At 72.9% G+C, this 23,206-nt stretch carries 18 protein-coding genes; 11 read left to right on the plus strand and 7 right to left on the minus strand.

From position 1 onward, the window contains the following. Window positions 1-46: 46 nt before the first annotated feature. From LO763_RS15870 to LO763_RS15885, 4 genes are all read left to right on the plus strand, one after another. Window positions 47-631, plus strand: coding sequence for a hypothetical protein (locus LO763_RS15870; RefSeq protein WP_230786048.1), 585 nt, complete (start codon window positions 47-49; stop codon window positions 629-631). Window positions 632-760: 129 nt separating this feature from the next. After that, complete coding sequence (locus LO763_RS15875; protein WP_230786050.1) at window positions 761-1,597, plus strand: glycoside hydrolase family 16 protein; 837 nt, start codon at window positions 761-763, stop codon at window positions 1,595-1,597. Window positions 1,598-1,664: 67 nt separating this feature from the next. Next, window positions 1,665-2,522 (plus strand): MerR family transcriptional regulator, encoded by an 858-nt coding sequence (locus LO763_RS15880; RefSeq protein ID WP_230786052.1) that lies wholly within the window; start codon window positions 1,665-1,667, stop codon window positions 2,520-2,522. Window positions 2,523-2,663: 141 nt separating this feature from the next. Continuing rightward, the gene (locus tag LO763_RS15885) at window positions 2,664-4,175 is read left to right on the plus strand and encodes a pectinesterase family protein (RefSeq protein WP_230786054.1); all 1,512 of its coding nucleotides are present in this window, start codon (window positions 2,664-2,666) and stop codon (window positions 4,173-4,175) included. 44 nt (window positions 4,176-4,219) lie between these two features. Here the strand turns inward: LO763_RS15885 and LO763_RS15890 are convergent, their stop codons facing one another. Next, a complete protein-coding gene (locus tag LO763_RS15890; protein WP_230786056.1) occupies window positions 4,220-4,957 on the minus strand; it encodes a hypothetical protein in 738 nt (245 codons plus the stop codon). After that, window positions 4,954-6,048: a methyltransferase gene (locus LO763_RS15895; protein WP_230786058.1), complete on the minus strand. Its 1,095-nt coding sequence runs from the start codon at window positions 6,046-6,048 to the stop codon at window positions 4,954-4,956. Before LO763_RS15895 ends, LO763_RS15890 begins: the two co-directional genes overlap by 4 nt. A gap of 410 nt (window positions 6,049-6,458) precedes the next feature. Here LO763_RS15895 and LO763_RS15900 point away from each other — a divergent pair, with 410 nt between their 5' ends. Further along, window positions 6,459-7,073 carry a LysE/ArgO family amino acid transporter gene (locus tag LO763_RS15900; protein WP_230786060.1) on the plus strand — a complete coding sequence of 205 codons (615 nt, stop codon included), beginning with the start codon at window positions 6,459-6,461 and terminating at the stop codon, window positions 7,071-7,073. 136 nt (window positions 7,074-7,209) lie between these two features. After that, window positions 7,210-9,276 carry a cellulase family glycosylhydrolase gene (locus LO763_RS15905; RefSeq protein WP_230786061.1) on the plus strand — a complete coding sequence of 689 codons (2,067 nt, stop codon included), beginning with the start codon at window positions 7,210-7,212 and terminating at the stop codon, window positions 9,274-9,276. Between the two features lie 49 nt (window positions 9,277-9,325). Here LO763_RS15905 and LO763_RS15910 read toward each other — a convergent pair whose 3' ends face one another. The 3 genes from LO763_RS15910 to LO763_RS15920 all read right to left on the minus strand — a co-directional run bounded on the left by LO763_RS15910 (window position 9,326) and on the right by LO763_RS15920 (window position 13,364). Beyond that, window positions 9,326-9,871 (minus strand): thioredoxin-like domain-containing protein, encoded by a 546-nt coding sequence (locus LO763_RS15910; RefSeq protein ID WP_230786063.1) that lies wholly within the window; start codon window positions 9,869-9,871, stop codon window positions 9,326-9,328. Window positions 9,872-9,894: 23 nt separating this feature from the next. Then, window positions 9,895-13,032: a type 2 lanthipeptide synthetase LanM family protein gene (locus tag LO763_RS15915; RefSeq protein ID WP_230786065.1), complete on the minus strand. Its 3,138-nt coding sequence runs from the start codon at window positions 13,030-13,032 to the stop codon at window positions 9,895-9,897. Between the two features lie 92 nt (window positions 13,033-13,124). Next, a complete protein-coding gene (locus tag LO763_RS15920; protein ID WP_230786066.1) occupies window positions 13,125-13,364 on the minus strand; it encodes a mersacidin/lichenicidin family type 2 lantibiotic in 240 nt (79 codons plus the stop codon). A gap of 283 nt (window positions 13,365-13,647) precedes the next feature. Between LO763_RS15920 and LO763_RS15925 the strand changes: the two genes are divergently transcribed. The 5 genes from LO763_RS15925 (at window position 13,648) to LO763_RS29910 (ending at window position 20,420) form a co-directional block, all read left to right on the plus strand. Then, entirely contained in the window at window positions 13,648-14,208 is a 561-nt protein-coding gene (locus LO763_RS15925) for a hypothetical protein (protein ID WP_230786068.1), read from the plus strand. After that, window positions 14,208-16,394, plus strand: coding sequence for a peptidase domain-containing ABC transporter (locus LO763_RS15930; RefSeq protein ID WP_230786209.1), 2,187 nt, complete (start codon window positions 14,208-14,210; stop codon window positions 16,392-16,394). Before LO763_RS15925 ends, LO763_RS15930 begins: the two co-directional genes overlap by 1 nt. Window positions 16,395-16,399: 5 nt before the next feature. After that, window positions 16,400-16,996, plus strand: a complete 597-nt coding sequence (locus LO763_RS15935) for a DUF305 domain-containing protein (protein WP_230786070.1) — start codon at window positions 16,400-16,402, stop codon at window positions 16,994-16,996. Between the two features lie 111 nt (window positions 16,997-17,107). Further along, window positions 17,108-19,606, plus strand: coding sequence for an FtsX-like permease family protein (locus LO763_RS15940; RefSeq protein ID WP_230786072.1), 2,499 nt, complete (start codon window positions 17,108-17,110; stop codon window positions 19,604-19,606). Between the two features lie 61 nt (window positions 19,607-19,667). Next, window positions 19,668-20,420 carry a LuxR C-terminal-related transcriptional regulator gene (locus LO763_RS29910; protein ID WP_230786074.1) on the plus strand — a complete coding sequence of 251 codons (753 nt, stop codon included), beginning with the start codon at window positions 19,668-19,670 and terminating at the stop codon, window positions 20,418-20,420. 6 nt (window positions 20,421-20,426) lie between these two features. On the opposite strand, the gene LO763_RS15950 is transcribed toward LO763_RS29910, so the two are convergent. Continuing rightward, a complete protein-coding gene (locus tag LO763_RS15950) occupies window positions 20,427-21,422 on the minus strand; it encodes a LacI family DNA-binding transcriptional regulator (RefSeq protein WP_230786076.1) in 996 nt (331 codons plus the stop codon). A 177-nt stretch (window positions 21,423-21,599) separates the two neighbouring features. Continuing rightward, window positions 21,600-23,129 carry an alpha-N-arabinofuranosidase gene (locus LO763_RS15955; protein ID WP_230786078.1) on the minus strand — a complete coding sequence of 510 codons (1,530 nt, stop codon included), beginning with the start codon at window positions 23,127-23,129 and terminating at the stop codon, window positions 21,600-21,602. Window positions 23,130-23,206 lie beyond the last annotated feature (77 nt).

The following is a 23,206-nucleotide window of genomic DNA, read 5'->3' on the forward strand; positions in this document are numbered from 1 at the left end:
TCGTAGGACGCATCAGATACCCCCTCCAGGTATACGAGGAGCCGTTATGACCACCGCTATCCCCGACAGCCCGCCGCGATCCGGCGACCCGGCCCGCGCGGTCCTGCGGCGCTGGCCCACCGCCTTCGGCATCGCCTTCGCCGCCTTCGTGGTCTGGGGCCTCGCCTCCGGGGCCGACCTCGCGCCGGTCCTCACCGCCTCCGGCCTCGTCTACCTCGCCTCGGCCGCGCTCGGGCGGCGCGGGGCCGCCTGGCCGGTGTTCGCGCTGACCTTCGTCGTCATCGGCGCGGCCGGGTTCACGCCCTGGGAGGACGCGGCCACGTGGGTCCTCATCGGACTCGCCGCCCTGTTCGCCGCCTACGGCCTGCTGCGCGGGGCCGCCCGCCCGGCCGAGGGCCTGCCGCTCCAGGCGGTCGGGATGGCCGTCTTCGGCGGCGCCGCCGCGGTCGTCCTGCTGGTCGGCGGCGACCTCGGCGCGTACCTGGTGGCCGCCGGACTCCTCGGCCACGCCGCCTGGGACCTCCACCACCACCGCGCCGACCGGGTCGTGGTCCGCTCGATGGCCGAGTTCTGCCTCGTCCTCGACGTCCTCATCGCCGTCGCGATGGTGGTCGTGGCCCTGCGCAACTGACCGTTGGAAACCGTCGGAAACCGTTGACAATTGAGCGCCCGATGCGCACCATATATTGAAAATGGTCGATGTGACCGCGAATGTTCCACCGCGGTCGCATCGGCGCGCATCGACGTGAAGGCGGTCATCATGACGAACAACCCCGAGGGCGGCACCCGGCGCGCGGTCCTGAGGCGGATCGCGGCCGCGGCGGCGGCAGCGGCCGCCGCGCCGCTGATCGGCTCGGCCGCGAGCGCCGACCGGGTCGGCGCGGCGGCCTGGGAGACCCTCATCGACGCCTCGTTCGCGAGCCGCGCCACCCTGGAGGCCTCCTGGAACTACCTGTACCCGTGGGGCTCCGACCACAACGGCACCGCCCGCATGTACGCGAGCCCCACCGACGACAACCACTTGTACCTCTCGCCCGGCGGCGTCCTCAACATCAAGGCCAGCCGCATCGACTGGGACGAGGGCAGCAGCTCCAAGGACCCGTACCTGCCCATCCGCTACCACTCGGCCGCGATCCACGGCAAGCGCCAGGTCCTGGTGAACGACCGGTACCCGAACTACGAGATCCGCGGCGAGTTCCAGGCGCCGTCCTCGCCCGGTACCTGGCCGGCCTTCTGGATCACCGGCGCGAACTCCTGGCCGCCCGAGAGCGACATCCTGGAGTTCAAAGGCGACAGCCGGAACTGGTTCAACACCTACGACGGCGCCTGGGACAACACGCTCGTCCCGGTCTCCTCGCCCGGCAGCTGGCACGAGTACCGGATCTGGATGACCAAGACCTCCGGCACCGACGTGCAGATCCACTACTACCTCGACGGGACCTGGAAGGCCGCCCACACCGGCTCGAACTTCGTCGGCAAGCCGATGAACGTCATCGTCAACCTCCAGATGGAGGGCTCCTCGGGCGGCTCGGGCCCGGGCGGCGACACCTATTTCAAGGCCCGCAACGTCTACGTGGGCCGCACCGACAACGGCTGACCGTATCGAGGAGATCCGGGAGCGGTGCGAGCGGCTGGTCCCCGGCTGCACCGACGGACCGCGCGAGATGCCCTGGAACTCGGTCGAGCTGACCGTGACCACCCCCGAGCGCACCCGGGTCGTCATGACCGCCGCCCGGCCGATCGACCCCGACGGCGAACTCGCCGAACGGCTGCGCGGCGAGGGCTTCCGCATCCCCCGGCCGGCCCGGCCCGGGCCCGACGACGCCGCGGACGGACTCATGCGGGCCGGGTACCGCGTCTACTCGGGCGAGGACGTGGCCCGCGTCCACCGGGTCCTGGTGTACCGCGAGCTCGGGTTCCCGCTCGCCCAGATCGGGCGCCTCCTCGACGACCCCGGCGCCGACGCGAACCACCACCTGCGCCGCCAGCGCGGCGAGCTGCTGGACCGGATCGAGCGGCTGGAGCGGATGGTGGGCGCGGTGGACCGGATGCTGGAGGCCTCGGCGACGGGGATGCGGCTGAGCCCCGAGGAGCAGGTCGCGATCTTCGGCGACGACTGGCGGCCCGAACGGGTCGGCGAGGCCGAGGAGCGCTGGGGCGGGACGGCCCAGTGGGCCCAGTACGCCCAGCGGGCCGCCGCGCTCTCGCCCGCCGACTGGGAGCGGGTCGCGGCCGCGACCGACGCGCTGCAGGCGGACCTGGCGGCGGCCGGGCGCGCCGGCGTCGCGCCCGGCTCGGCCGAGGCGAACGCGCTCGCCGAGCGCCACCGCGCGCTGATGTCGACGTACTTCGACTGCACCCACGCGATGCAGGTGTGCATGGGCCGCATGTTCGCCGAGGACCCCGGGTTCGCGGCCCACTACGACGGCCTCGCGCCCGGCCTGGCCGAGTGGCTGCGGCAGGTGCTGTCGGCCAACGCGGCGGCCAACGGCGTCGACCCGGAGACGGCGGCGTGGGAGTGAGCGTCTAGACGTGTTCCCCACGGAGGGATCGACTTCGGGCGACGACTGCCCTATATTGTTTCATGGACATACATAATTGCCCGCTTCGCCGAGGAACTCCCGGCATGTCTCGGCGACCGGGCGCCTCACCATGGAGTCGTCATGCCATCGCACACCCTCACGTATCCGCGCGGGCGCCGCATCGCGGCGCTCCTGTCCCTGTTCCTGGGCCTCGTCCTGGCCGCCACCGGGGCCCTCTTCGCCACCTCCAGCGCCCAGGCGTTCGAGACCGGGGTCTGGTACAACATCGAGTCGCGCCATTCGGGGCTCGTCATGGGCATCCGGGCCGCCTCCATCGAGAGCGGCGCCGAACTCGTCCAGTGGGATTCGAACGGTTCGACCGATCAGCAGTTCCGGTTCCTGGACTCAGGCGGGGGCTATTACCGTATTCAGGCCCGGCACTCGAATAAGGTCCTGGACGTCGCCTCGGGGAGTACCGCGGACGGTGCGCTGGTTCAGCAGTGGGGTGATGCGAACTCGACGAACCAGCAGTGGCGGGTCACCGAGTCGGGCGGGTATGCGACGTTCGTCAACCGGGCTTCGGGTAAGGCGCTGGACGTGTGGGAGTGGTCGACGGCCAAGGGCGGCCGGATCTCCCAGTACGCGCCCACCGGCGGCACCAACCAGCAGTGGCGGCTCGTGCCCGTCGACGGCGACGGCGGCGACATCGACGCCGACATCGTGGTCGCCGCCGACGGCTCGGGCGACTACACCGGTGTCCAGGCCGCGGTGAACGCCGCCTCCTCGGGTTCCACCATCCTCATCAAGGCCGGCGTCTACAAGGGCGCGGTCGTCGTGCCCTCCTCCAAGACCGGCCTCACCCTCATCGGCGCCACCGGCAACGCCCGCGACGTCGTCATCCACGAGAACCGCTGCGCCGGCTGCGACAACGGCAACGGCGGCACGTGGGGGACCAGCGGCAGCGCCAGCGTCCTCTTGCAGGGGGCGGACTTCACCGCCGAGGACCTGACCTTCGCCAACACCTACGACGAGGCGGCGAACGGCAACAGCCAGGCCGTCGCCGTCAAGGTCCAGGGCGACCGGATGGTCTTCGACAACGTGCGGTTCCTCGGCAACCAGGACACGCTCCTGACCGACTCGCCCTCGTCCTCGACCGTCTCGCGCCAGTACTACCACGACTGCTACGTCGAAGGCGACGTCGACTTCATCTTCGGGCGCGGCACCGCCGTGTTCGACGAGTGCACGATCCACTCGCTCAGCCGCGGCTCCAGCAGCAACAACGGCTACGTGACGGCCGCGAGCACCGAGCTGAGCAACCCGTACGGCATCCTCATCTACCAGTCCGAGATGACCAGCAACGCGCCGAACAACTCGGTGTACCTCGGCCGCCCCTGGCCCGCCGGCGGCTCGACCACCGCGCGCGGCCAGGTCCTCTACCGCGAGACCTACCTCGGCGCGCACTTCCGCACCGCCGAGCCGTGGTCGGACATGTCGGGCCTGGCCTGGGAGGACGCGCGGCTGCGCGAGTACCAGAACACCGGCCCGGGCGCCACGGTGAACGGCAACCGGCCGCAGCTGTCCTCCGGCGAGGCGGCGAACTACACGCCGCAGCGCTACCTGGCGGGCAGTGACGGCTGGAACCCGATCCGATAGACGACGGCGCGCCGCCGGGGCCGGGCCCCGGCGGCGCTCGCCGCTCACCCCTGCGGCCGCATCAGGGCGAGGTCCTCGCCCCAGGCGTCGAGCACGGCGCCGTGCCCGGCCTCGCGCGCCCTGGCCTCCACCTCGCCGAACAGCCGCCGCTGGACCGCCGTGTCGGCCGTCGCCGCGATCCGCCCGGCGGCGTCGAGCAGGCCGCGGGCGTCCCAGCCGGGGAGCGGGTGGCGCTCGAGCTCCCACTCCAGGTACTTGTTGTAGGGCCTCGGGCGCCGGTCCATCGCGAAGAGCAGCTCGAACAGGGCGCCGACGCTGTCGGCGGCGTCGAGCCGGGAGGCGAGCGCGAAGCCGTCGCGGGCGTTCTTGAGCGAGCGGTACAGCGAGTTCATGTAGTCGTCGAGGGTCTCGGCGGACCGCTGGAACGCCTCCTCCGGCGCGAACCGCCGCTTGGCCGCGAGGATCGCGGCGATCTCGCCGTCGAGGCGATCGAGTTCGACGCGGCCGCGGGCGAGCGCGTAGCGGCAGAACCCGGGCATCCCGGCCCCCCTGAACTGCGCGAGCGTTACGAAGACCAGGTCGAGCAGGGCCGTGCGGTGCTCCCTGAACCGTTCGAGGCCGGTCGCGGCGCCGTCGGCGAGGACCACCCACAGGTCGTGGTCCGAGCGCCCGGTGGCCAGGCCCTCGTGGGCCTGCGAGCCGATGAGGACGAGCCCGACCACCGCCGGGTCGGCGGCGGCGAGGCGGAAGAAGTCGTCGTAGGTGAGGGTCGGTTCGGTCATCGTCGTTCTCCTGCATGGTCGTCGGACGGCGGTACGGCTCCGAGCACGTAGATCCTCGGATGGTGCCCCTTCTGGAAGGCGCGGTGCACCTCTTCGGCGTGCCAATGGCGCTCGTGCCGGGGGAGGAGCCGCTCCATCAGCCGCACCTCGTGGGTGAGGACCGCGAACCGGGCGCCGGGGGCCGCGAGGCGGCGGGCGGTGCGCAGCATCGCCCCGTACAGGGCCTCGTTGGCGGCGTGGTCCCCGTGGCGCGTGCCCCAGGGAGGGTCGGCCAGGATCACCTCGAACCGCCGCCGCGGCAGCAGGTCCGGTGCGGCCGCGTCCGCGTGCACGAGGTCGGCCCGCACCCCGGCGGCGTCCAGGTTGGCCCGGCAGGCCGCGAGCGCCGACTCGTCGGCGTCGACGCCGACGGCGGCCCGGGCCGGGCCCGCCAGGAGCCGCTCGACCAGGAGCGTCCCGGACCCGCACATGAGGTTGAGGACGCGGTCGCCCGACCGCAGCGGCAGGGCCCGCGCCATCGCCGCGGCGATCGTGGCGTTGGCGGCCCCCGGGTAGTCGGCCACGCGCCACCGCCGCGCCGACAGCGGGCGCGTCGAGGCGCGCACCAGCACGTCCCAGCCGGTCGCGGCGGCGGGCGACCGGCGGAACCGCAGCACCAGGTCGCCGCCGTGCGGATCGAACGCCAGGCCGGTGACGCGGGCGAGTTCGACCGCGAGGTGCCGGAACGCCATGGAGTCCCGCCCGGCCGCCTCGATGCGGAACGACCGGGCCGGGTCGGCTCCGTCGGCCCCGTCGCGGACGGCGGCCGCGATGCGACGCAGGTGGTCGCCGTGCAGCAGCGAGGCGGGCCGGGCGACCCCGAAGCCGAGCACGGTGAAGACCGCGACGGCCGTCCGCAGCGACCGCAGCCGCGACAGGGGGCCGGCGTACGGGAAGCGGAGGGCGTCGTCGCGGTCGGGCACCGGCCGGGGTCGGACGCCGGGGAGCCGTTCGCGGAGCTCGTCGGCGAGGAAGCGCCCGAGCCCGGGCAGGAAGGTCGCCTCGACCATGCGGGGCCGGGCGGGGCGGTGGGTATGACGGACGGGGGCCATGGAGGCAGCCCTTTCGAAGCGTGCGGCAGGAATCGCGAGGCCGCCCGGCCGGAAACGGCGGGGCGGGGGAGTCCGGGCGGCCTGGCGGCGCCGGGACGCGGGTACGGCGCGGCGGCGCCCGCGGGGGCCGTTGCGGGCCTCACGCCGCGGGGCGCGGTCGCTGCGATCCTGCTCCTAGTACGTCATTGCCGCCCAACCTAAAGAGGGCGCGCTCGGCGCGGCAACCGAATTTCGCGAAACCCGGCGGCCGGGGGTCTCGGCGGGACCGCCGCGATGACCCCGGGGCGCCGACGCGCCCGGTCCCGGCGGAAGGACCCGCCGCGGTCGGGCCGCTCCGCCGCCGCGTCTCGTTAGGATCGACCGATGCCATCGACGCAGCGCCGCGGCGCCCCGACCGCGGCAGTGCGGCCGTGACCGCGGCCTTCTTCACGGGACTCGCCCTCGGCTTCGCCCTCATCATCCCCATCGGAGCCCAGAACGTGTTCGTGTTCGGCCAGGGGGTCGCGCTCGGGATGCCGCGGGCGCTGTGGGCGGTCCTCGGCGCGGGCCTGTGCGACACCCTCCTCATCGTCCTCGGTGCGACCGGCGCCTCGGCCCTGCTCGACTCGGTGCCGGGGCTGCGGCCCGCGATGCTCGCGGCCGGGGCGCTCTTCCTGGCCTACCTCGGCGTCCGCTCGCTGCGCGCGACGCCCGAGGAGCTCGAGGAGGCGGCCGGGTCCTGGTCCCCGGCGCTGGTGCTGCGCCGCACCGCCGCCGTCTCGCTGCTCAACCCGCACGCCATCCTCGACACCGTCGGCGTCCTCGGCGCGGCGATCACCGCCCAGGCCGCCGCGGCCCGCCCGGCCTTCGCCGCGGGGGCGGTGAGCGCCTCCTGGGTGTGGTTCCTCCTCCTCGCGGGCGCCGCGACGGCCATGGGCCGCTTCATGACCGCGCGGCGGCGGGTCTGGTTCGACCGGATCTCGGGCGTGGTCCTGCTGGTCTTCGCGGTCTGGCTGGCCGTCGAGTTCGTCCAGGTGCTGCGCTGACCGAAACGGCCTTGGGAGCGATTGACAAAGTTGGGTGTCCCAACTTAACCTTGCATCGAGGACCATCTATGACCCGCGGTGCGCGCACCGCCGGGCCCGCGTCCTTCCGGCAGCACCAGTGGACAGAAGGAGTGCCATGCAAGGCGTCAAGAGACGAACCCGCCGATGGATCGCGCTGGCGGTGACGGCGGTCGCCACCCTGGCGGCGGGCCTGGGCCTCCTCGCGCCCTCGATCGCCTACGCGGACGAGGGCTGCGAAGTGGACTACGAGGTCACCGCCCAGTGGGGCGGCGGCTTCACCGGCAACGTGACCATCACCAACCTCGGCAGCGCCGTCGGCGACTGGAGCCTGGTCTGGACCTTCCCCGACGGCCAGCGCATCTCCCAGGCCTGGAACGCGACCACCGCCAACGTCGGCGACCAGGTCACCGCCACCAACATGAGCTACAACGGGACGATCGCCAGCAACGGCTCGGTCTCCTTCGGCTTCAACGGCTCCTGGTCGGGCGCCAACGGCGTCCCGGCCTCCTTCGCCCTCAACGGCACCGTCTGCGACGGCGGCGTCGGCGAACCCACCACCGAGCCCACCACCACCCCGCCCCCGACCGGCGACGCCGACGCCATGGAGACCGTCGCGGCCATGGAGCCCGGCTGGAACCTCGGCAACTCCCTCGACGCCGTCGGCGCCGACGAGACCGCCTGGGGCAACCCCCGCATCACCGAGGCCCTGGTCCAGAACGTGGCAGACCAGGGCTACAACAGCATCCGCATCCCCGTCACCTGGGACAACCACCAGTCCAAGTCCGGCGACTACGCCGTCGAGGACGCCTACCTCGACCGCGTCGAAGAGGTCGTCGGCTGGGCCCTGGACGCGGACCTGTACGTGGTCCTCAACATCCACCACGACTCGTGGATCTGGATCGCCGACATGAACACCAACCGCACCGTCGTCGAGGCCCGCTACGAGGCCATCTGGACCGAACTCGCCGACCGCTTCCGCGACGCCCCGCCCGAGCTGCTGTTCGAGAGCGTCAACGAGCCGCAGTTCAACAACGTGGACGACACCACCGCCTACGCGCTCCTGGACGACCTCAACACCTCGTTCCACGAGATCGTGCGCGGCTCCGGCGGCGGCAACGCCGACCGCGTCCTCATCCTCCCGACCCTCCACACCAACGCCGACCAGGGCCGCCTGGACGCCCTGAGCGCCACCATCGACGCCCTCGACGACCCCAACCTGGCCGCGACCATCCACTACTACGGCTTCTGGCCCTTCAGCGTCAACATCGCCGGCTACACCACCTTCAACGCCGAGGTCCAGCAGGACGTCACCGCCACCTTCGACCGCGCTTACGACGAGTTCGTCGCCAACGGCGTGCCGGTCCTCATCGGCGAGTTCGGCCTCCTCGGCTTCGACGCCCACACCGGCACCGTCGAGCAGGGCGAGAAGCTCAAGTTCTTCGAGTACGCGGGCCACTACGCGGCCGAGAAGGGCATGACGCTCCAGCTGTGGGACAACGGCCAGCACTTCGACCGGACCGCGTTCGAGTGGAACGACCCGGAGCTGTTCGCGATGATGGAGGCCTCGTGGTCCTCCCGCTCGGCCACGGCCTCCAGCGACCAGGTGTACGTGGAGAAGTCGGCCGCCGTCGCCGACGTCTCCCTCCAGCTCAACCTCAACGGGAACACCTTCGAGGGCCTGCGCCAGGGCTCGACCGAGCTCGTCCAGGGCACCGACTACACCGTCTCGGGCTCGACCCTCACCATCAAGGCGGGCAAGCTGACCGCGCTCCTCGGCGACCGGGAGCACGGCGTCAAGGCGAACCTGCACGCCGACTTCTCGGACGGCGCGCCGTGGCGGATCAGCGTCATCTCCTACGAGCAGCCGACGATGTCGGCCGCCTCGGGCGCCGCGAGCACGTTCGCGATCCCGACCCAGTTCAAGGGCGACCAGCTGGCGACCATGGAGGCCGAGTACGCCGACGGCACCCCCGCGGGGCCGCAGAACTGGACCACCTACAAGGAGTTCGCCCGCGCCTTCAGCCCCGACTACGCCGCCGGCACGGTCAGCCTGCCCGAGGCGTTCTGGGCCGAGGTCAACGACGGCCAGAAGGTCACCCTCACGTTCCACTTCTGGAGCGGGAAGACCGTGACCTACTACGTCACCGAGTCCGGAGGGAACGTGACCGGCAGCCTCTCCTGACCCGCACCCGAACCGCCGCCCCGGCCCCGAGGCCGGGGCGGCGCCCCGCTCACACGGGGGTGCCCACACCCCCGTGGCAGGGGCCTCCCGGCTCGGGGACGTCGGTGCCGCCGGCGAACGCGGTGAGGAAGGCGTCCAGCCGCTCGTCGTCGGCGCCGGCGAGTTCGAGCCGGTACCCCCAGGCGACGAGGGTGAGCCCCTCGACCCCCGGGTACGGGCTCGCCAGCGTGTACCGGCGGTCGCGCACGGCCTCCCGGACCGGCTCCAGGGCCGCCTCGTCCAGGCCCGGCTCGTACGCGATCCACACCGCGCCGTGCTCCAGCGAGTGCACCGCGTGCTCGTCCTGGACCGGCTCGGCGTAGAACCCGCAGTTCTGCCATATCGGGTGGTGCGGCCCGCCCGCGGGCGGATGGTTCCGGTAGGCCACGGACTCGGTGGTGTGGTCGCCCGCCCCGGCGACGTCGACCCGCTCCACCCCCTCGACGCCCTCGGCCGCCGCGGGCTCCTCCTCGCGGAGCCCGGCGACGAGGAGCGCGGCGGCCCCGAGCGCCAGTGCCGCGGTGCCCGCCGCCCAGACCCCGGTGCGTCGCCGCACCGGTTCAGGAGAGTGGAAGACCCCTACCATCGCCCCGGGCCCTCCAGCCAGAGCGGGGACGGCACCCGGTCGCCGAGGGCCCCGCGCAGCAGTGCCAGGCCCGTCCCGGACAGGCCGGTGAACAATCCCAGCGTCTCGTGCCGCTGATGCCCCCAGCCGCTGAGCCAGCCGCCCCTGCGGTGCGCCTCGGCGAAGGACGCGGCCAGCCGCGCCTCAGCCCGGTCGCCCCGGCCCGCCAGTCGCAGCAGCTCCAGGTTCCCCAGGTCGCCGTGGCACAGGCAGTCGTTGCGCTCGAAGCCGTACTGCTCGGTGCACGCCACCGCCGCTGCGATGTCCTCCTCCGGCGACTCGTCGAGGTGCGGGGCCGCGAGCAGCCGCGCGATGCCGATCCCGGCCGCCCCGTTGCACCACGCGACCGGCAGCTCGGCGGCAGGGGTCCCCGGTGTACGCAGGTCGTCCCAGTTCCCCGCCTCCGGCCGGTACACGCTCTGCTCGTAGGCGATGCCCGCAGCGGCGGCCTCGGTGAACCTGCGATCGCCGACACGGGTACCCAGGGCTGCGAGCGCATGTGCGATCCCGGCCGCGCCGTGCGCGTACCCGGCCAGCGGTCGCGAGGCGACCGGCGTCTCCCATGCCACGCCCCGGTCCTGCGGCTTCGCGCGCTTGAGCAGGGACTCGCCGTACTCGGCAGCGGTCTCCAGCACGGCGGCGTCGCCGGTGCGCCCGTGCACCCCCAGCAGCACCAGGATGATCCCGGCCGCGCCTTCGAGCAGGTCGGCGCTGGCGGCCGGGGACTTCCCCGCGAGGCGGGCCGCTTCGCTGCGCGCCTCGTCCATGAGAGCGCCGTCGCCGCGCAGCGCGGCGAGGTGCGTCAGGAGGTGGACGGCTCCGGCCCTGCCGGTGAAGGCGCCGAGCGGCTGCCCGACGGGTGCGGCGAGCATCTCGCGGATCGAGGCGAGCGCGGCGTCGGCGAGCGAACCGTGGCCGCGCTCGCCGGTCGCGGCCTCCAGGTAGGCGAGGAAGTACGCGGTGCCCGTGAGCCCGTTGTAGAGCCCGAGGTCCATGGGGCCGAGCTGCCAGCGGCGGCCGCCCACCCAGCGGCGCTCGGTCCACGAGGCGGTGTCCCCGGCGCGGATCGCGGTGGCCGCCAGGTGGTCGCCGATCCGGACGGCGGCCTCCAGGTACGACTCCCGACCCGGTTCGGGCCGGTCCCCGCCGAGCGAGAACCGGTCCGCCGCGAACGGCGGCCGGTAGGGCTTCCCCAGGGAGGCCTTCATGATCTCCACCTGCGAGCGCAGGTGCGCCTCCCCGAACCCGCCGACGCGGCGCCGGGCCGTCGCCAGGGCGGTCGTCTCGAACTGGTCCGGCAGGGCCCGCCCCCGGCTGTCCCACAGCGAGGTCGAGTCCGGGCGGGAGGCGAAGTACGGGATGTCGTCGGCGAGGAGGTCGAGCCGCTCCGCCCGCACGACGGGGGCGAGGTCGTACGAGGCGGCGATGCCCGACCAGAACCGGTCGAGCAGGCGGTCGCGGTGGAGACCGTCCCCGAGGTGGTCGGGGTGGTGTCCGGCCTCGAGCGCGAGCGCGTACGTGGAGGTCGAGCGCACGATGTGGCGCACAGGGGTGTCCGCGAACCCGTCCAGGAGCGCGATGAAGGCGTCCCGGTCGGCCGCGATGATCCGGTAGGCGGCGGTGAATCCGGCCTCCACCTCGCCCGCGTGGTCGGCCGCGGAGCGCGCCCTGCCGTCCAGCATCGGCTGGTTGTCGGTGTCGGACAGGGCGACCCGAGTCCGCTCGGCCCGCAGGTGGACGGTCCCCTCTCCGGTCCAGCGCAGGACCTCGCCGGGAGCGGTCTGCCCCGTGGCGGCGCTGACACCGCTGAGGTCGGTGCCGGTGCGGCCGTCGGGGTCCTCAAGATAGAACGGCAGCAGACCGGTCGCGAGCACCGAGTCGGACACCAGGCTGTACGCCCGGTAGGTCGCCGAGTCCTCCTTGGAGGGCCGGTGGTGGACGTGGAAGAGCGTCTCCAAGTCCACCGGGAGCGGATGCTCGCCCGCGGCGATGAGGTTCTCGCGGTGCAGGTCCGAGGCGCCGAGGGCGTGCAGCAAGGCGATGAGGCCGCCCTGGCGGCGGTAGAAGCGGCGCACTGCGGCCTCGTCGGCGCACGCGGCGGGGGCGACGAACGCCTGCCACAGCCACGCCTCGCCCGCCACCGTGGGGACGGTCTCGAGGCGGGGCGTGAAGCCGCGCCCGTTCAGCCAGTCGACGCACCGCTCGAAGCAGGCGTCCGCCCCGGCCGGGCGCGGCTTGTAGACCACGGAGGCCTCCGCGGTCCTGAACACCAATGTGGTGCGGCCGCCCCGGTGCGGGTCGGATCCACCTCCCTCGATCGCGGTGATCGTTTCCCGGGACCCGACACCTATGGCGTCCAAACGGTCGCGGTCGCCGCGGAAGCGGTGCAGGGCCTCGTCGACGGCGGCGACGCGGCCGCCGATGCGGGCGAGCAGGAGCCGCGGCACGACCGGATGGCGGCGGCAGGCCTCCGTGAACCAGTCGAGGTCGGCGGTGCGCTCCCGGAAGCCTTGCAGACGTTCGGCATCGGTCTCTCCGGCGAGTTCGCCGCGCAGCCGGGCGAGGTGCAGTTCGAGCGCCATCACCCCGTCCATGACCGCCACTAGGCGGGGCGCGAGGTCGCTGGCGAGCCTGCGTGCCAGGCGCTCGGGGTCCTCGAGGAGGTCGCGGTGCGGTGCGAGCGCTTCGCGCATGCGGACCACGGCCTCCCACAGGGCCGGCCAGGCGCCGCGTCCGAGTGGGGCGTTGTCGAGATATGCCTGGCAGCGTTCGCGGTCGGCGGTGGGAGCCTCGGCGGCGTGGCGCAGCAGAGTCCGCCATTCGACGATCCACGCCGTGTCGGCCCCCGCGGCGGGGACGGGGGCTCGCATGGACGACAGGACCGACCGGAACGCCTCGGGGGTGAGGCCGTCCGCCGCGAGCCGCGCACCGAAGGCCGCGTCATCGGTCATGCCCGCCTCGCGCCGCCAGAGTCCGGTGAGGACGTCCACGCCGGACTCGCCCCCTTCGGGGACTGCCGCGGCGTCGCGCTCGTGCAGCCACAGCGCCGCCAGAAGCCGGTCGTCTCGTCCGCCTTGCTTGTCGATGGTCATCGTCCCTCCATATGGGGTCGCGGGATGGACCGAACACTCCAGCCGGGGCCGGGGTCCCGAAACGGGCCCCGGCCCCGGCTGGGCCGTGATGCCTAGCAGCAGCCGGACCACGAGCAGACGGTGATGCCGTTGTCGCAGGTGCACTCGCCCGTGATCGAGCAGACCCAGCCGCAGCCGCAGTCACCGCCGATGGTGGCGGCCATCTCCTCCTCCGACAGCTCGCGCGCGATCGCACCGGCCGGGTGGGCCGGCAGCGCGGCGAGGTCGCCCTCGGAGAGCGCGAGGCGCGCCACCGGGTCGGTCCAGGCGTTGATGATCAGGTTGTTGTCCATGATTCACCTCCTTTGAAGGGTGTTCGGAACCATCGAGAACGTACGGCCGCTCGCAGTCGCAGGTCAACGCGTTCTCCACCATCCATGGAGGACTGCGGGACGAACGGCGTACGACCGGCTGCGCCCCGCGGTTCGCCTGGGAGGGAAGGTAAATCGCGTGCGAACGTTCGTCGGTCCGGCCCGAACGAAAGGTGTACAACCCCTCGCGTCGCCACGCTCCGCGATTAGCCTGAAACCGATCGCATCGAACATCGCACCGATTCCCTTGGAGCTGATCGCATCCATGCGCTACCGCACCGCCGGGAGCCACGCCGAGGCGGCCGAGTCCCTCATCGCCGGCATCGCACCCCCCTCCTTGTCCCGCAGGGCCATGCTCGCCGGCTGGACCGCTGCCCTGCTCCTGCTCTTGACCGGGCTGGCGGCGTCGTTCGCGGTCGTCACCCCGGTCTACGCGTTCGGCACCGCCACCGTCCTCACCAACGGCGCGGGGGAGCGGATTCTGCTCCTCCTGCCCGCCGAGCAGGGCCGGGACGTCGCCGCGGGCGACACGGTGACCATCACGTCGGGCGCGGCCACCGCCGAGCACACGGTCGTCTCGGTCGAGGCCGAACCGCGCTCCGCCGAGGAGGTCGCGACCGAGTACGACCTGTCGCAGGCCGTCGCCGCGCAGCTGACCGGTCCCGTCCTCCTCGCCGAGGTCGAGGCACCCGCCTCGATCGGCGGCCTGCCGACCGCCGACTACGCGGGCGCGGTCTTCACCGTCGCCGCGGTCGTGGGGGAGCGGCGGACCCTCCCGTTCATGGTCCGGCAGTTCTTCACCGCGGGCTCGCAGGGGGCCTCGTGATGCGGTCGATCCTCTCCGGGCTGTCCGCCCTGCTGCGCCGCGGTGCGCGGGTCCCCGTCCGCATCCAGCTCGTCGCCGTCGAATGCGGCGCGGCCTGCCTGGCGATGGTCGCCTCCTTCCACGGCAGGCGCACCCGCACCGCCGAGTGCCGCGAGATCAGCGGCCTCGGCCGCAACGGCCTGAGCCTGCTCGACATCGCCCGGGCCGCGGGCCGCCTCGGCCTGGACGCCAAGGGGGTCCTGCTCCCCGCCGGGGCCGTCACCGACGCCGACCTGCCGTTCATCGCCCACTGGGACGACAACCACTTCGTGGTCGTCGAGCGGCTGGGGCGCAAAGCCGTCAGGATCGTCGACCCGGCCTCGGGCCGCCGGTCCGTCCCCCGGGAGCGGTTCGCGGCCCACTACACCGGCCGCGCGGTCCTGCTGCGGCCCGGACCGGACCTCACCCGCTCCCGCAGCCGCGAACGCAGCCCCTGGGCCGCCTACCTCAAGGCCCTCGCGGCGGCCCCCGGCGTCCGCGGCGTCCTCGCCCGCATCGTCGCCGCCAGCGTCCTCGTCACCGCGCTCGGACTGCTCGTCCCGGTGCTCACCATGGCCCTCATCGACCAGGTCGTGGTCGCCCGCATGTCGGGACTGCTCGGCCTCATCGCGGTCGCAGGCGCCGGCGTCCTCGTATGCGTCCTCGCCTTCAACATGCTGCGCGCCATGCACACCGTGCGCCTCCAAGCCCGGCTCGACGCCCAGATCGTCCCGCAGTTCTTCGAGCACCTGCTCGCGCTGCCCTCCCGGTTCTTCCAGCAAAGCCGTTCCGGCGACCTCCTGCTGCGCATGACGAGCAACGCCACCGTCCGCGACCTGCTCTCCAGCCAGACCGTCTCGCTCCTGCTCGACAGCCTCATCGCCGTGGTCTACGGCGCGGTCCTGCTCGTCGTGGCCCCGCCCATCGCCGTCGTCGCGTTCGCGCTGGCGGCCCTCCAGGCGCTCGTCCTCGTCGGCTCGGCGCGGCAGGTCCACCGCTTGATGAAGCGCGACGTCGCGGCTCAGGCCGACTCGCAGTCCTTCGCCGTCCAGGCCGTCACCGGCATCGCCACCCTCAAGTCCCTCGGCGCCGAGGACCGCGTCTTCGACCGCTGGCACGGCCTCTTCAAGTCGCAGGTGGACGCCGGATTGCGCCGCCACCGCGCCACCGCCGTCGTCGATTCGCTCGCCGCGGCCCTGCGCACCATGTCACCCCTGGTCCTGCTCTTCGCCGGGGCGCTCTACGTCCTCGAGGGCGCCCTCACCATCGGCTCGATGGTCGCCGTCGCCAGCATCGGCGTCTCCTTCCTCGCCCCCATGGCCAACCTCGTCACCACCGGCCAGCAGCTCCAGCTCGTCGGCGCCCAGCTCCAGCGCATCGAGGACGTCCTGCGCACCGCCCCCGAGCGGCAGGGCGGCGAACGAGTCGACCTCCGCGGCGGCATCGAGCTGCGCGGCGTCGGATTCCACTACGACGGCACCGGACCGGTCCTCCACGGCGTCGACCTCGCCGTCCCCGCCGGCGCCACCGTCGCCGTCGTCGGCCCCACCGGCTCCGGCAAGAGCACCCTGGCCCGGCTTCTGCTGGGCCTCTACGAGCCCACCGAGGGCACCGTCGCCTACGACGGCCGCCCCCTGTCCGGACTCGACCTCGCCCACACCCGGCGCCAGCTCGGGGCCGTCCTCCAAGACGCCTTCGTCCTCGACGGCACCATCGCGGAGAACCTCCGCCTCGCCGACCCCCAGGCGTCCTTCGACCGCATACAGGACGCCGCCCGCCGCGCCGGGCTCGGCGCCGACATCGCCGCCATGCCCTCGGGCTACAACACCCGCGTCGGCGAGTACGGGGAGTCGCTCTCCGGCGGCCAGCGCCAGCGGCTCGCGCTCGCCCGCGTCCTCGCCGCCGACCCGGCGGTGCTCGTCCTCGACGAGGCCACCAGCCACCTCGATGCCGTCACCGAGGCCGCCGTCAACGCCGCCGTCGCCGAACTCACCTGCACCCGCATCGTGATCGCCCACCGCCTCAGCACCGTCCGCGACGCCGACCTCATCGTCGTCCTCGACGGCGGCCGCGTCGTCGAGACCGGCACCCACGTCGAACTCGTCGCCGCCTCGGGCCGCTACGCCGCGCTGGTCGCGGCGCAGCTCGAACCGGCGGAGAAAGCCTGAGGCGCATGGCCTTCACACGTTTCCGCGCCCTGCTCGCGCTGCTCGCCGTACTTCTGGCCGCCGCCGGGTTCGGCCTCGGGCGGCTCACCGCCGAGCCCTCCGCCCCCGGCGAGGGCTCGGTCGAGGTCGGCTTCGCCCGCGACATGATCCGCCACCACGAGCAGGCCGTCCTCATGGCCCAGCTGGCCTACGACCACGCCGAGGACCCCCTCGTCAAGGCGATCGGCTACGACATCGCCCTGAGCCAGCAGCACCAGATCGGCATGATGACCCGCTGGCTCGAGGAGTGGCAGGTGCCCGCCACCGGCGAGGCGCCGCCGATGGCCTGGATGGGCCATCACGAATCGCATGCCGAAGGCGACGACGCACTCATGCCCGGCATGGCCTCCCCGGCGCAACTCGACGACCTCGCCGAGGCGACCGGACCGTCATTCGAAACGCGATTCCTGGAACTCATGATCGATCACCACACCGCCGGAGTCGACATGGCCTCCTACGCCGCCGAACACGCTTCCGTGGACCACGTCCGCACGCTCGCGGCGGGTATGGTGGAGGCTCAAAGGAACGAAGTGGTCATGATGAGCGATATGCTTAACAATTAAAGGAAACCAGATGTTAGCACCATTGTGCCCGTTGCCTTCCGTCCCTGATCCGGCGATGCGCACCGCACCGTCCGCGCCGCAGAACCGAACGCAAAGGACAGTCACGACACCATGCCTTTGAACACCGGCCGTTCGAATGACACCCGGCGGCGAGAACCCGGCGACGCGGACCTCCGCGTCGGCTCGGTCGGCTCGCTCACCGCCCTGGCCGCCCGCCTGGCCTGGGGCCAGCGCCGCCGCCACGCCCTGACGTTCTGCGCCGCCGTCGTCGGCATCGCCTTCGTAGCCGGGACGCTCATCTTCACCGACGGCGTCCGCGCCGCCATCGAGGAGCGCTCCCAGGCCCGCTACGCCGCCACCGACGCGGCCGTGCGCCCTGCCGACGGTGAGAGCCCCCTCGACCCCGGCCTGGTCGACCGCGTCGCCGCAGCGCCCGGCGTCGCCGCCGCCTCCGGCCGGATCCAGGCTGGCGGCGAACTCACCGGCCCCGACGGCGAGACCCTGCCCGGCATGGTCCTCGCCGTCCCCGCCGAGGTGCCGCTGCGCTCGTTCGACCTCCTCGAAGGCGCCCACCCCGCCGCCTCCGGCGACGCCCTCGTCGACCCCGGCACCGCCGAGCGCCTCGGCCTCGCCGTCGGCGACGCCTTTACCGCCGAGAGCGGCGCCGGCGAGCCGACGACCCTGCGCCTCACCGGCATCGCGCGCACCGAGGGCACGCCCTACGACGCGAACCGGTTGGCCGCCGTCCTCCCCGAGACCGCCCTGGCGCTCGCGGGCGCCGACGGCTACAGCGAGATCATCGCCGCCGCCGAGCCCGGCACCGACGCCGCCGGGCTCGCCGCGGCCCTCGGCGCCGAGCTCGGCGCCGGCGTCACCGTCCTCACCGGGGGCGAACTCGTCGCCGAGGAGCGCGAACGGGCCTTCCAGAACGTCGACCTCATCCTCCAGGTCCTCAACGTGTTCGTCCTCATCGCGATCGTCACCGCCGCGTTCGTCATCGCGAACGGCTTCTCGATCACCCTCGCCCAGCGCACCCGCCAGCTCGCGACCCTGCGCCTCATCGGACTCACCCGCGGCCAGCTCTCCCGCCTCGCCCTCGCCGAGGCCGCCCTCATGGGCCTGGCCGCCTCGCTCCTGGGCCTCGCCGCGGGCGCGGCGATCGCCCGCGGCCTGAGCGCGGTGCTCGCCTCCTCGGGAACGCCCACCGAGCTCGGCGCGATCGGAGCGCGGACCGCCGCGATCACCCTCGCCGTCGGCATCATCGTCACCGTCGCCAGCGCCTACCTCCCTGCCCGCAAGGCCGCCCGCACCGCCGCGATCCAGGCCCTGCGCGAGAGCGCCACCGCCGCCGGGACCGGCGCCGGACGCGCGCGCCTCGCTCTCGGCGCCACAGCCCTGGCCGCAGCGGCCGCCCTCTGGGCGCTCGCACTGGACGCGGGCTTGATCGCACTCCTGCTCAGCGGCGTGCTCGGCTTCACCGGCACCGTCCTGGTCCTGCCCGCCCTCGTCCCGGCCTTCGCCTGGCTCGTCGACCGGATGCCCCTGGGACGCACACCGGTCCGCCTGGCCGTGCGCCAGGTGGCCCGCAACCGGCGCCGCGCCGCCGGAGCCGCCGCGGCGATCGTCCTGTGCACCGCCCTCGTCTCGGCCGTCCTCATCGGCACCCACTCGGCGCGCACCAGCGTCGAGCACGAGGCGGCCCGCGAGTACCCCGCCGACTTCTCGCTCTCGGGCGGCGCCCTCCCGGACGCGCTCCTGGACGACCTGCGGGCCCTGCCCGCGCTCGACGCCGTCCACGCCCGCCGCACCGGCGAGGTCGACGGCCTCACCGTGACCTCCACCGACCCGGCCATCGCCGCCCGCGCCGGCCTCGACCTCCGCTTCGACACCGGACCCTCCGTCGCCGTCGCGGCACCCGCCGCCGCCGAGCACGGCTGGGCAGTGGGCGACACCATCGCCGTCGGCGACACCGCGGTCACCGTGGCCGACGTGTTCCCCGTCGGTGACGACCCCGCGCCCCTGGCCGGATTCGACCTGCTCACCGACGAGGCCGGGGCCGCGGCGATCCTGCCCGAGACCCCAGTCTCCACGATCGAGGTCCTCGCGCCGCGCACCGCCGGCGCCGACGTCGCCGCCGTGGCCGCCGCCTATCCGGGCGTCAGCGTCAACGACCTCATCGCCTACCGCGACAGCCGCACCGCCGGCATCGATCTCGTCCTGCGCGCCATGCTCGCGCTGCTGGCCCTGTCGATGCTCATCTCCGCCGTGGGCCTGGCCAACATGCTCAGCCTCTCGATGTACGAACGCATCCGCGAGCACGGGACCCTCCGCGCACTCGGCACCACCCGCGGCGGCCTGCGCGCCATGGTCACCACCGAGTCGGTGCTCGTCACGGTCCTCGGGGCCGCCGTCGGCCTCGCCCTCGGCTTCGCCGGGGCCTACGGCGCGATCGCGGTGGTGGCCGCCGAGCAGCCGGTCGCGCTCGCCGTCCCGTACGGCCACCTCGCCGCGCTGGTGGCCGCGACCATGGCCGCGGCCGTCCTCGCCGCACTCGTGCCCGCTTCGAAAGCCGCCAGGGCCAACATCATCGCCAACCTCCGCACCGAGTGACCCGCTCCCGACGTCCTGCCTGCCGTGCCCGCCAGTCGAGTACCACCCCGAGGAGAACACGGTGAGTGTCAACCCGAAGGCCTCTCGCGCCTTCCCGCGACAGCGGGGACGCTTCGAACGGGTCGACACGGCCCCGCCCGTCCCGCCGAACCCGGTCGACGCCCTGGCCCTGGAGACCGTCGTCGTCCATCCCGTCGACTTCTACCGCTCGGTCATCATCGACACCCTGACCCGCGATGACGGCATCGTCGTCCGCGACCAGTTCGGGGACTACGAACTCCTGGCCTCGTGCCCCGCGCTGACCAAGGCCCACCTGGTGGTCCTCGGCTTCGACGACACGGCGACCAGCCTGGACACCGTCGCGTTCGCGATGCGCCGATGTCGCGGCCTTCCCGTGGTCCTGTGCGCCAACGTCTCCGGTGACCGCATGGTCGCCCGGACGGTCCGGCTCGGTGCCGAGGCCTGCCTCATCAACCCCACCAGCGGCGACGAGATCCTCATCGCGGTGCGAGCCGTCGCCCGGATGCGGGACCGCCAAGTGCTCGTCGTACCGCCCGGCTTCGCCGACAGCCTCGAACCGGCGCCGATCGACCGCCTCACCCGCCGCGAGACCGAGATCCTCTCCCTCGTCGGGAAGGGACTGTCCAACCGGCAGATCAGCCGGTCCCTGGAGATGTCCGAGGGCACCGTGAAGCGGCATCTGCACAACGTCTACCGCAAGATGCAGGTGGGCAGCCGCACCGAGGCCGTGCGCCAGGCCCTTCAGTCAGGGGTCCTCGGCATCGGCGACGTCACGGCCCGCCCAGGCGGCTGAGGCGGCTCAGCCGGTCGACTCGCGCACCATGAGCCGGAACGGGGCGGTGTGCTCCTCCGGCGGCCTGGAGGGGTCCTCGATGCGCGACACGATGAGCGACACCGCCCGCTCCGCCATCCACCGGTGGTCCGGCGCCACCGACGTGATCGCCGGGACCGTGTAGACCGCGTACGGGATGTCGTCGAACCCGGCCACCCGCACGTCCTCGGGGCAGCGCAGCCCCAGGTCCGCCAGGCCGCGCAGGACCCCCATCGCCACGGTGTCCGTGACCGCGACGACCCCGTCGAAGTCCACGCCCGCCGCGTGCAGGGTGTGGACCGCCTTCCGGCCGTCCTCGGCGCCCATGCCCGACAGGGACACCAGCGCCGGATCGGGCCCGATCCCGGCCGCCTCCAGGGCCTCCATGTAGCCGCGGTGGCGCCGCGAGACCACGTGCACGCCCTCCAGGCTCCGGCCGGTGACGTTCGCGATCCTGGTGCAGCCGCGCTCGACGAGGTGCTCGGTCGCGGCCCGCGTGCCCGCCTCGTTCGCCATCCCCACGTGGTCGATGCTGGCCCCGAAGTCCCGCTCGCCGAGCATCACGATCGGGAAGTCGCCCCAGGTCTGGCCCTGCTCGCGCGGGTCGAGCGTCACCGCGCTGAGGATGAGCCCGTCGAACTGGAGCTTGTGGGACTGCGCGATGGTGGCGGCCTCGCCCTCGGCCCCGGCGCCGGTCTGCTCGATCGCGACGTGGAAGCCGTGCGCCTTGGCGGCCTCGATGACGTGCGCGCCGAGCATCCCGAAGTAGGCCTGGTCGACGCCGGGCACCGCGAAGCCGATGACCCCGGTGCGCCCGGCCTTGAGCGTGCGGGCGTTGACGTTGAGGCGGTAGCCCGACTCTTGGATCGCCTCGAGGACGCGCCGCCGCACGGGCTCGCTCACCCCGGCCCGGTTGTTGACGACGTTGGACACGGTCATCTTGGAGACCCCCGCCAACCGCGCCACGTCGCTCATCGTCACCATGTCAAGTCCTGCCTTCGCTCGCTGCCGGTCCTCCTATGCTGCCACCAGCCGGCCCGGCGCCCTTGGCGGGCGCCCGCGGCGGCGACGCCAGGTCACCGCCATCGCCGCCGCGGGCCTGTGCGTCCACAAGGGTCCGCCTGGTCCGCGCCGGGCGCCCGGCGCGGACCAGGCGGCCGCTCAGGCGAGCGCGCCCGCGACGGTGACGAACGAGTGCGCCGGCAGGTGCACGCGGAGCTTCCCGCCCTCGACCGCGACGCCCTCGTGCGCGCGCGGCGCGACCGTCTCGGGCGCCTCGGGCGTGTTGTGGTCCTGGAGCGCGCCGGCGGTCAGGATGAGCGACTCGACGTCGGCGACGGTGCCGCCGCGCAGGTCGATCACGACGTCCCGCGCCTCGTCGGCGTCCAGGTTGGACAGCGAGACGAGCAAGCGGCCGTCCTTGCGGGAGGCCGAGATCGACACGGTCTCCAGCGACGTGCCGTCGACCTCTCGCGAGGGCGCCTCGCCGAGCGTGTCGACCCGCAGGCTGGCGGCGTCCTGGTGGCCCTTGTTCATGCGGAAGACGTGGTAGGTCGGGGTGAGGACCAGGGCCTCGGTGTCGGGGTCGGTGAGGATCATCGCCTGGAGGACGTTCACCGTCTGGGCGATGTTGGCCATGACGAGGCGGTCGGCGTGCTTGTGGAAGATGTCGAAGTGGAGGCTCGCGACGAGGGCGTCGCGCATGGTGTTCTGCTGGTACAGGAACCCGGGGTTGGTGCCGGGCTCGACGTTCCACCAGGTGCCCCACTCGTCCAGGACGATCCCGATCTCCTTGGTCGGGTCGTACAGGTCCATGACGTTGCCGTGGCCGGTGAGCAGCTCGTCGGTGCGGGCGGCCTTGGCCATGGTCGCGTAGTACTCCTCGTCGGTGAACACGGTGGCGGCGCCCTTGTCGGCCCAGGTGCCCGCGATCGTGTAGTAGTGCACCGAGACCGCCTGGTACAGCGGGCGCTCGACGCGCTGGCAGCCGAGGTGGGAGAGCTGCTTCATGAGCGTCTCGGTCCACCCGTAGGAGAAGTCGGAGGCGCCGGCGGCGATGCGGTAGAGCTTGTTGTCGCCGTAGTCGCGGCAGTAGGTGGCGTAGCGGCGGGCCTCGAGGGCGTACTGCTCGGCGGACATGTTGCCCCCGCAGCCCCAGGTCTCGTTGCCCAGGCCCCAGTACTTGACCTTCCAGGGCTCCTCGCGGCCGTTGGCCTTGCGCTCGCGCACCGCCGGGGAGTCGCCCTCGCGGGTGAGGTACTCGACCCACTCGCTCATCTCCTGGACGGTGCCGGAGCCGACGTTCCCGGAGATGTACGGCTCGGTGCCCAGCAGCTCGCACAGGGCCATGAACTCGTGGGTGCCGAAGTGGTTGTTCTCCTCGACCCCGCCCCAGTGGGTGTTGACCATGACGGGCCGGTCGGCCTTGGGGCCGATGCCGTCCCTCCAGTGGTACTCGTCGGCGAAGCAGCCGCCGGGCCAGCGGAGGTTGGGGATGTCCAGGGCGCGCAGGGCCTCGACCACGTCGAGGCGGATGCCGCCCTCGTTGGGGATGTCGGAGTCCTCGCCCACGTAGAAGCCCCCGTAGATGCACCGGCCCAGGTGCTCGGCGAAGTGGCCGTACACGTGGCGGTTGATCTGCGGGCCCTCGATGTCGACGTTGATGACGGCGTTGACGGCGGTGTCGGTCATGGGTGCCTTCCTCGGCGGGACTGAGCGATGTTTATCGGTAAAGCGGCTTCACTCTACCCGGTGTCCGGACATCGTTG

Origin of the sequence: Glycomyces amatae (genome assembly GCF_020991375.1) — a bacterium.
In the GTDB taxonomy this organism is placed as follows: domain Bacteria; phylum Actinomycetota; class Actinomycetes; order Mycobacteriales; family Micromonosporaceae; genus Glycomyces; species Glycomyces amatae.

What these genes read in the sequence shown, in the direction of transcription:
- LO763_RS15895 (WP_230786058.1), bottom strand. Translation starts at nt 6,048, where the DNA reads ATGGCCCCCGTCCGTCATACCCACCGCCCCGCCCGGCCCCGCATGGTC.
- LO763_RS15935 (WP_230786070.1), top strand. Translation starts at nt 16,400, where the DNA reads ATGGCCTTCACACGTTTCCGCGCCCTGCTCGCGCTGCTCGCCGTACTT.
- LO763_RS15875 (WP_230786050.1), top strand. Translation starts at nt 761, where the DNA reads ATGACGAACAACCCCGAGGGCGGCACCCGGCGCGCGGTCCTGAGGCGG.
- LO763_RS15880 (WP_230786052.1), top strand. Translation starts at nt 1,665, where the DNA reads ATGCCCTGGAACTCGGTCGAGCTGACCGTGACCACCCCCGAGCGCACC.
- LO763_RS15920 (WP_230786066.1), bottom strand. Translation starts at nt 13,364, where the DNA reads ATGGACAACAACCTGATCATCAACGCCTGGACCGACCCGGTGGCGCGC.
- LO763_RS15930 (WP_230786209.1), top strand. Translation starts at nt 14,208, where the DNA reads ATGCGGTCGATCCTCTCCGGGCTGTCCGCCCTGCTGCGCCGCGGTGCG.
- LO763_RS15885 (WP_230786054.1), top strand. Translation starts at nt 2,664, where the DNA reads ATGCCATCGCACACCCTCACGTATCCGCGCGGGCGCCGCATCGCGGCG.
- LO763_RS15870 (WP_230786048.1), top strand. Translation starts at nt 47, where the DNA reads ATGACCACCGCTATCCCCGACAGCCCGCCGCGATCCGGCGACCCGGCC.
- LO763_RS15915 (WP_230786065.1), bottom strand. Translation starts at nt 13,032, where the DNA reads ATGACCATCGACAAGCAAGGCGGACGAGACGACCGGCTTCTGGCGGCG.
- LO763_RS15955 (WP_230786078.1), bottom strand. Translation starts at nt 23,129, where the DNA reads ATGACCGACACCGCCGTCAACGCCGTCATCAACGTCGACATCGAGGGC.
- LO763_RS15940 (WP_230786072.1), top strand. Translation starts at nt 17,108, where the DNA reads ATGCCTTTGAACACCGGCCGTTCGAATGACACCCGGCGGCGAGAACCC.
- LO763_RS15890 (WP_230786056.1), bottom strand. Translation starts at nt 4,957, where the DNA reads ATGACCGAACCGACCCTCACCTACGACGACTTCTTCCGCCTCGCCGCC.
- LO763_RS15950 (WP_230786076.1), bottom strand. Translation starts at nt 21,422, where the DNA reads ATGGTGACGATGAGCGACGTGGCGCGGTTGGCGGGGGTCTCCAAGATG.
- LO763_RS15905 (WP_230786061.1), top strand. Translation starts at nt 7,210, where the DNA reads ATGCAAGGCGTCAAGAGACGAACCCGCCGATGGATCGCGCTGGCGGTG.
- LO763_RS15925 (WP_230786068.1), top strand. Translation starts at nt 13,648, where the DNA reads ATGCGCTACCGCACCGCCGGGAGCCACGCCGAGGCGGCCGAGTCCCTC.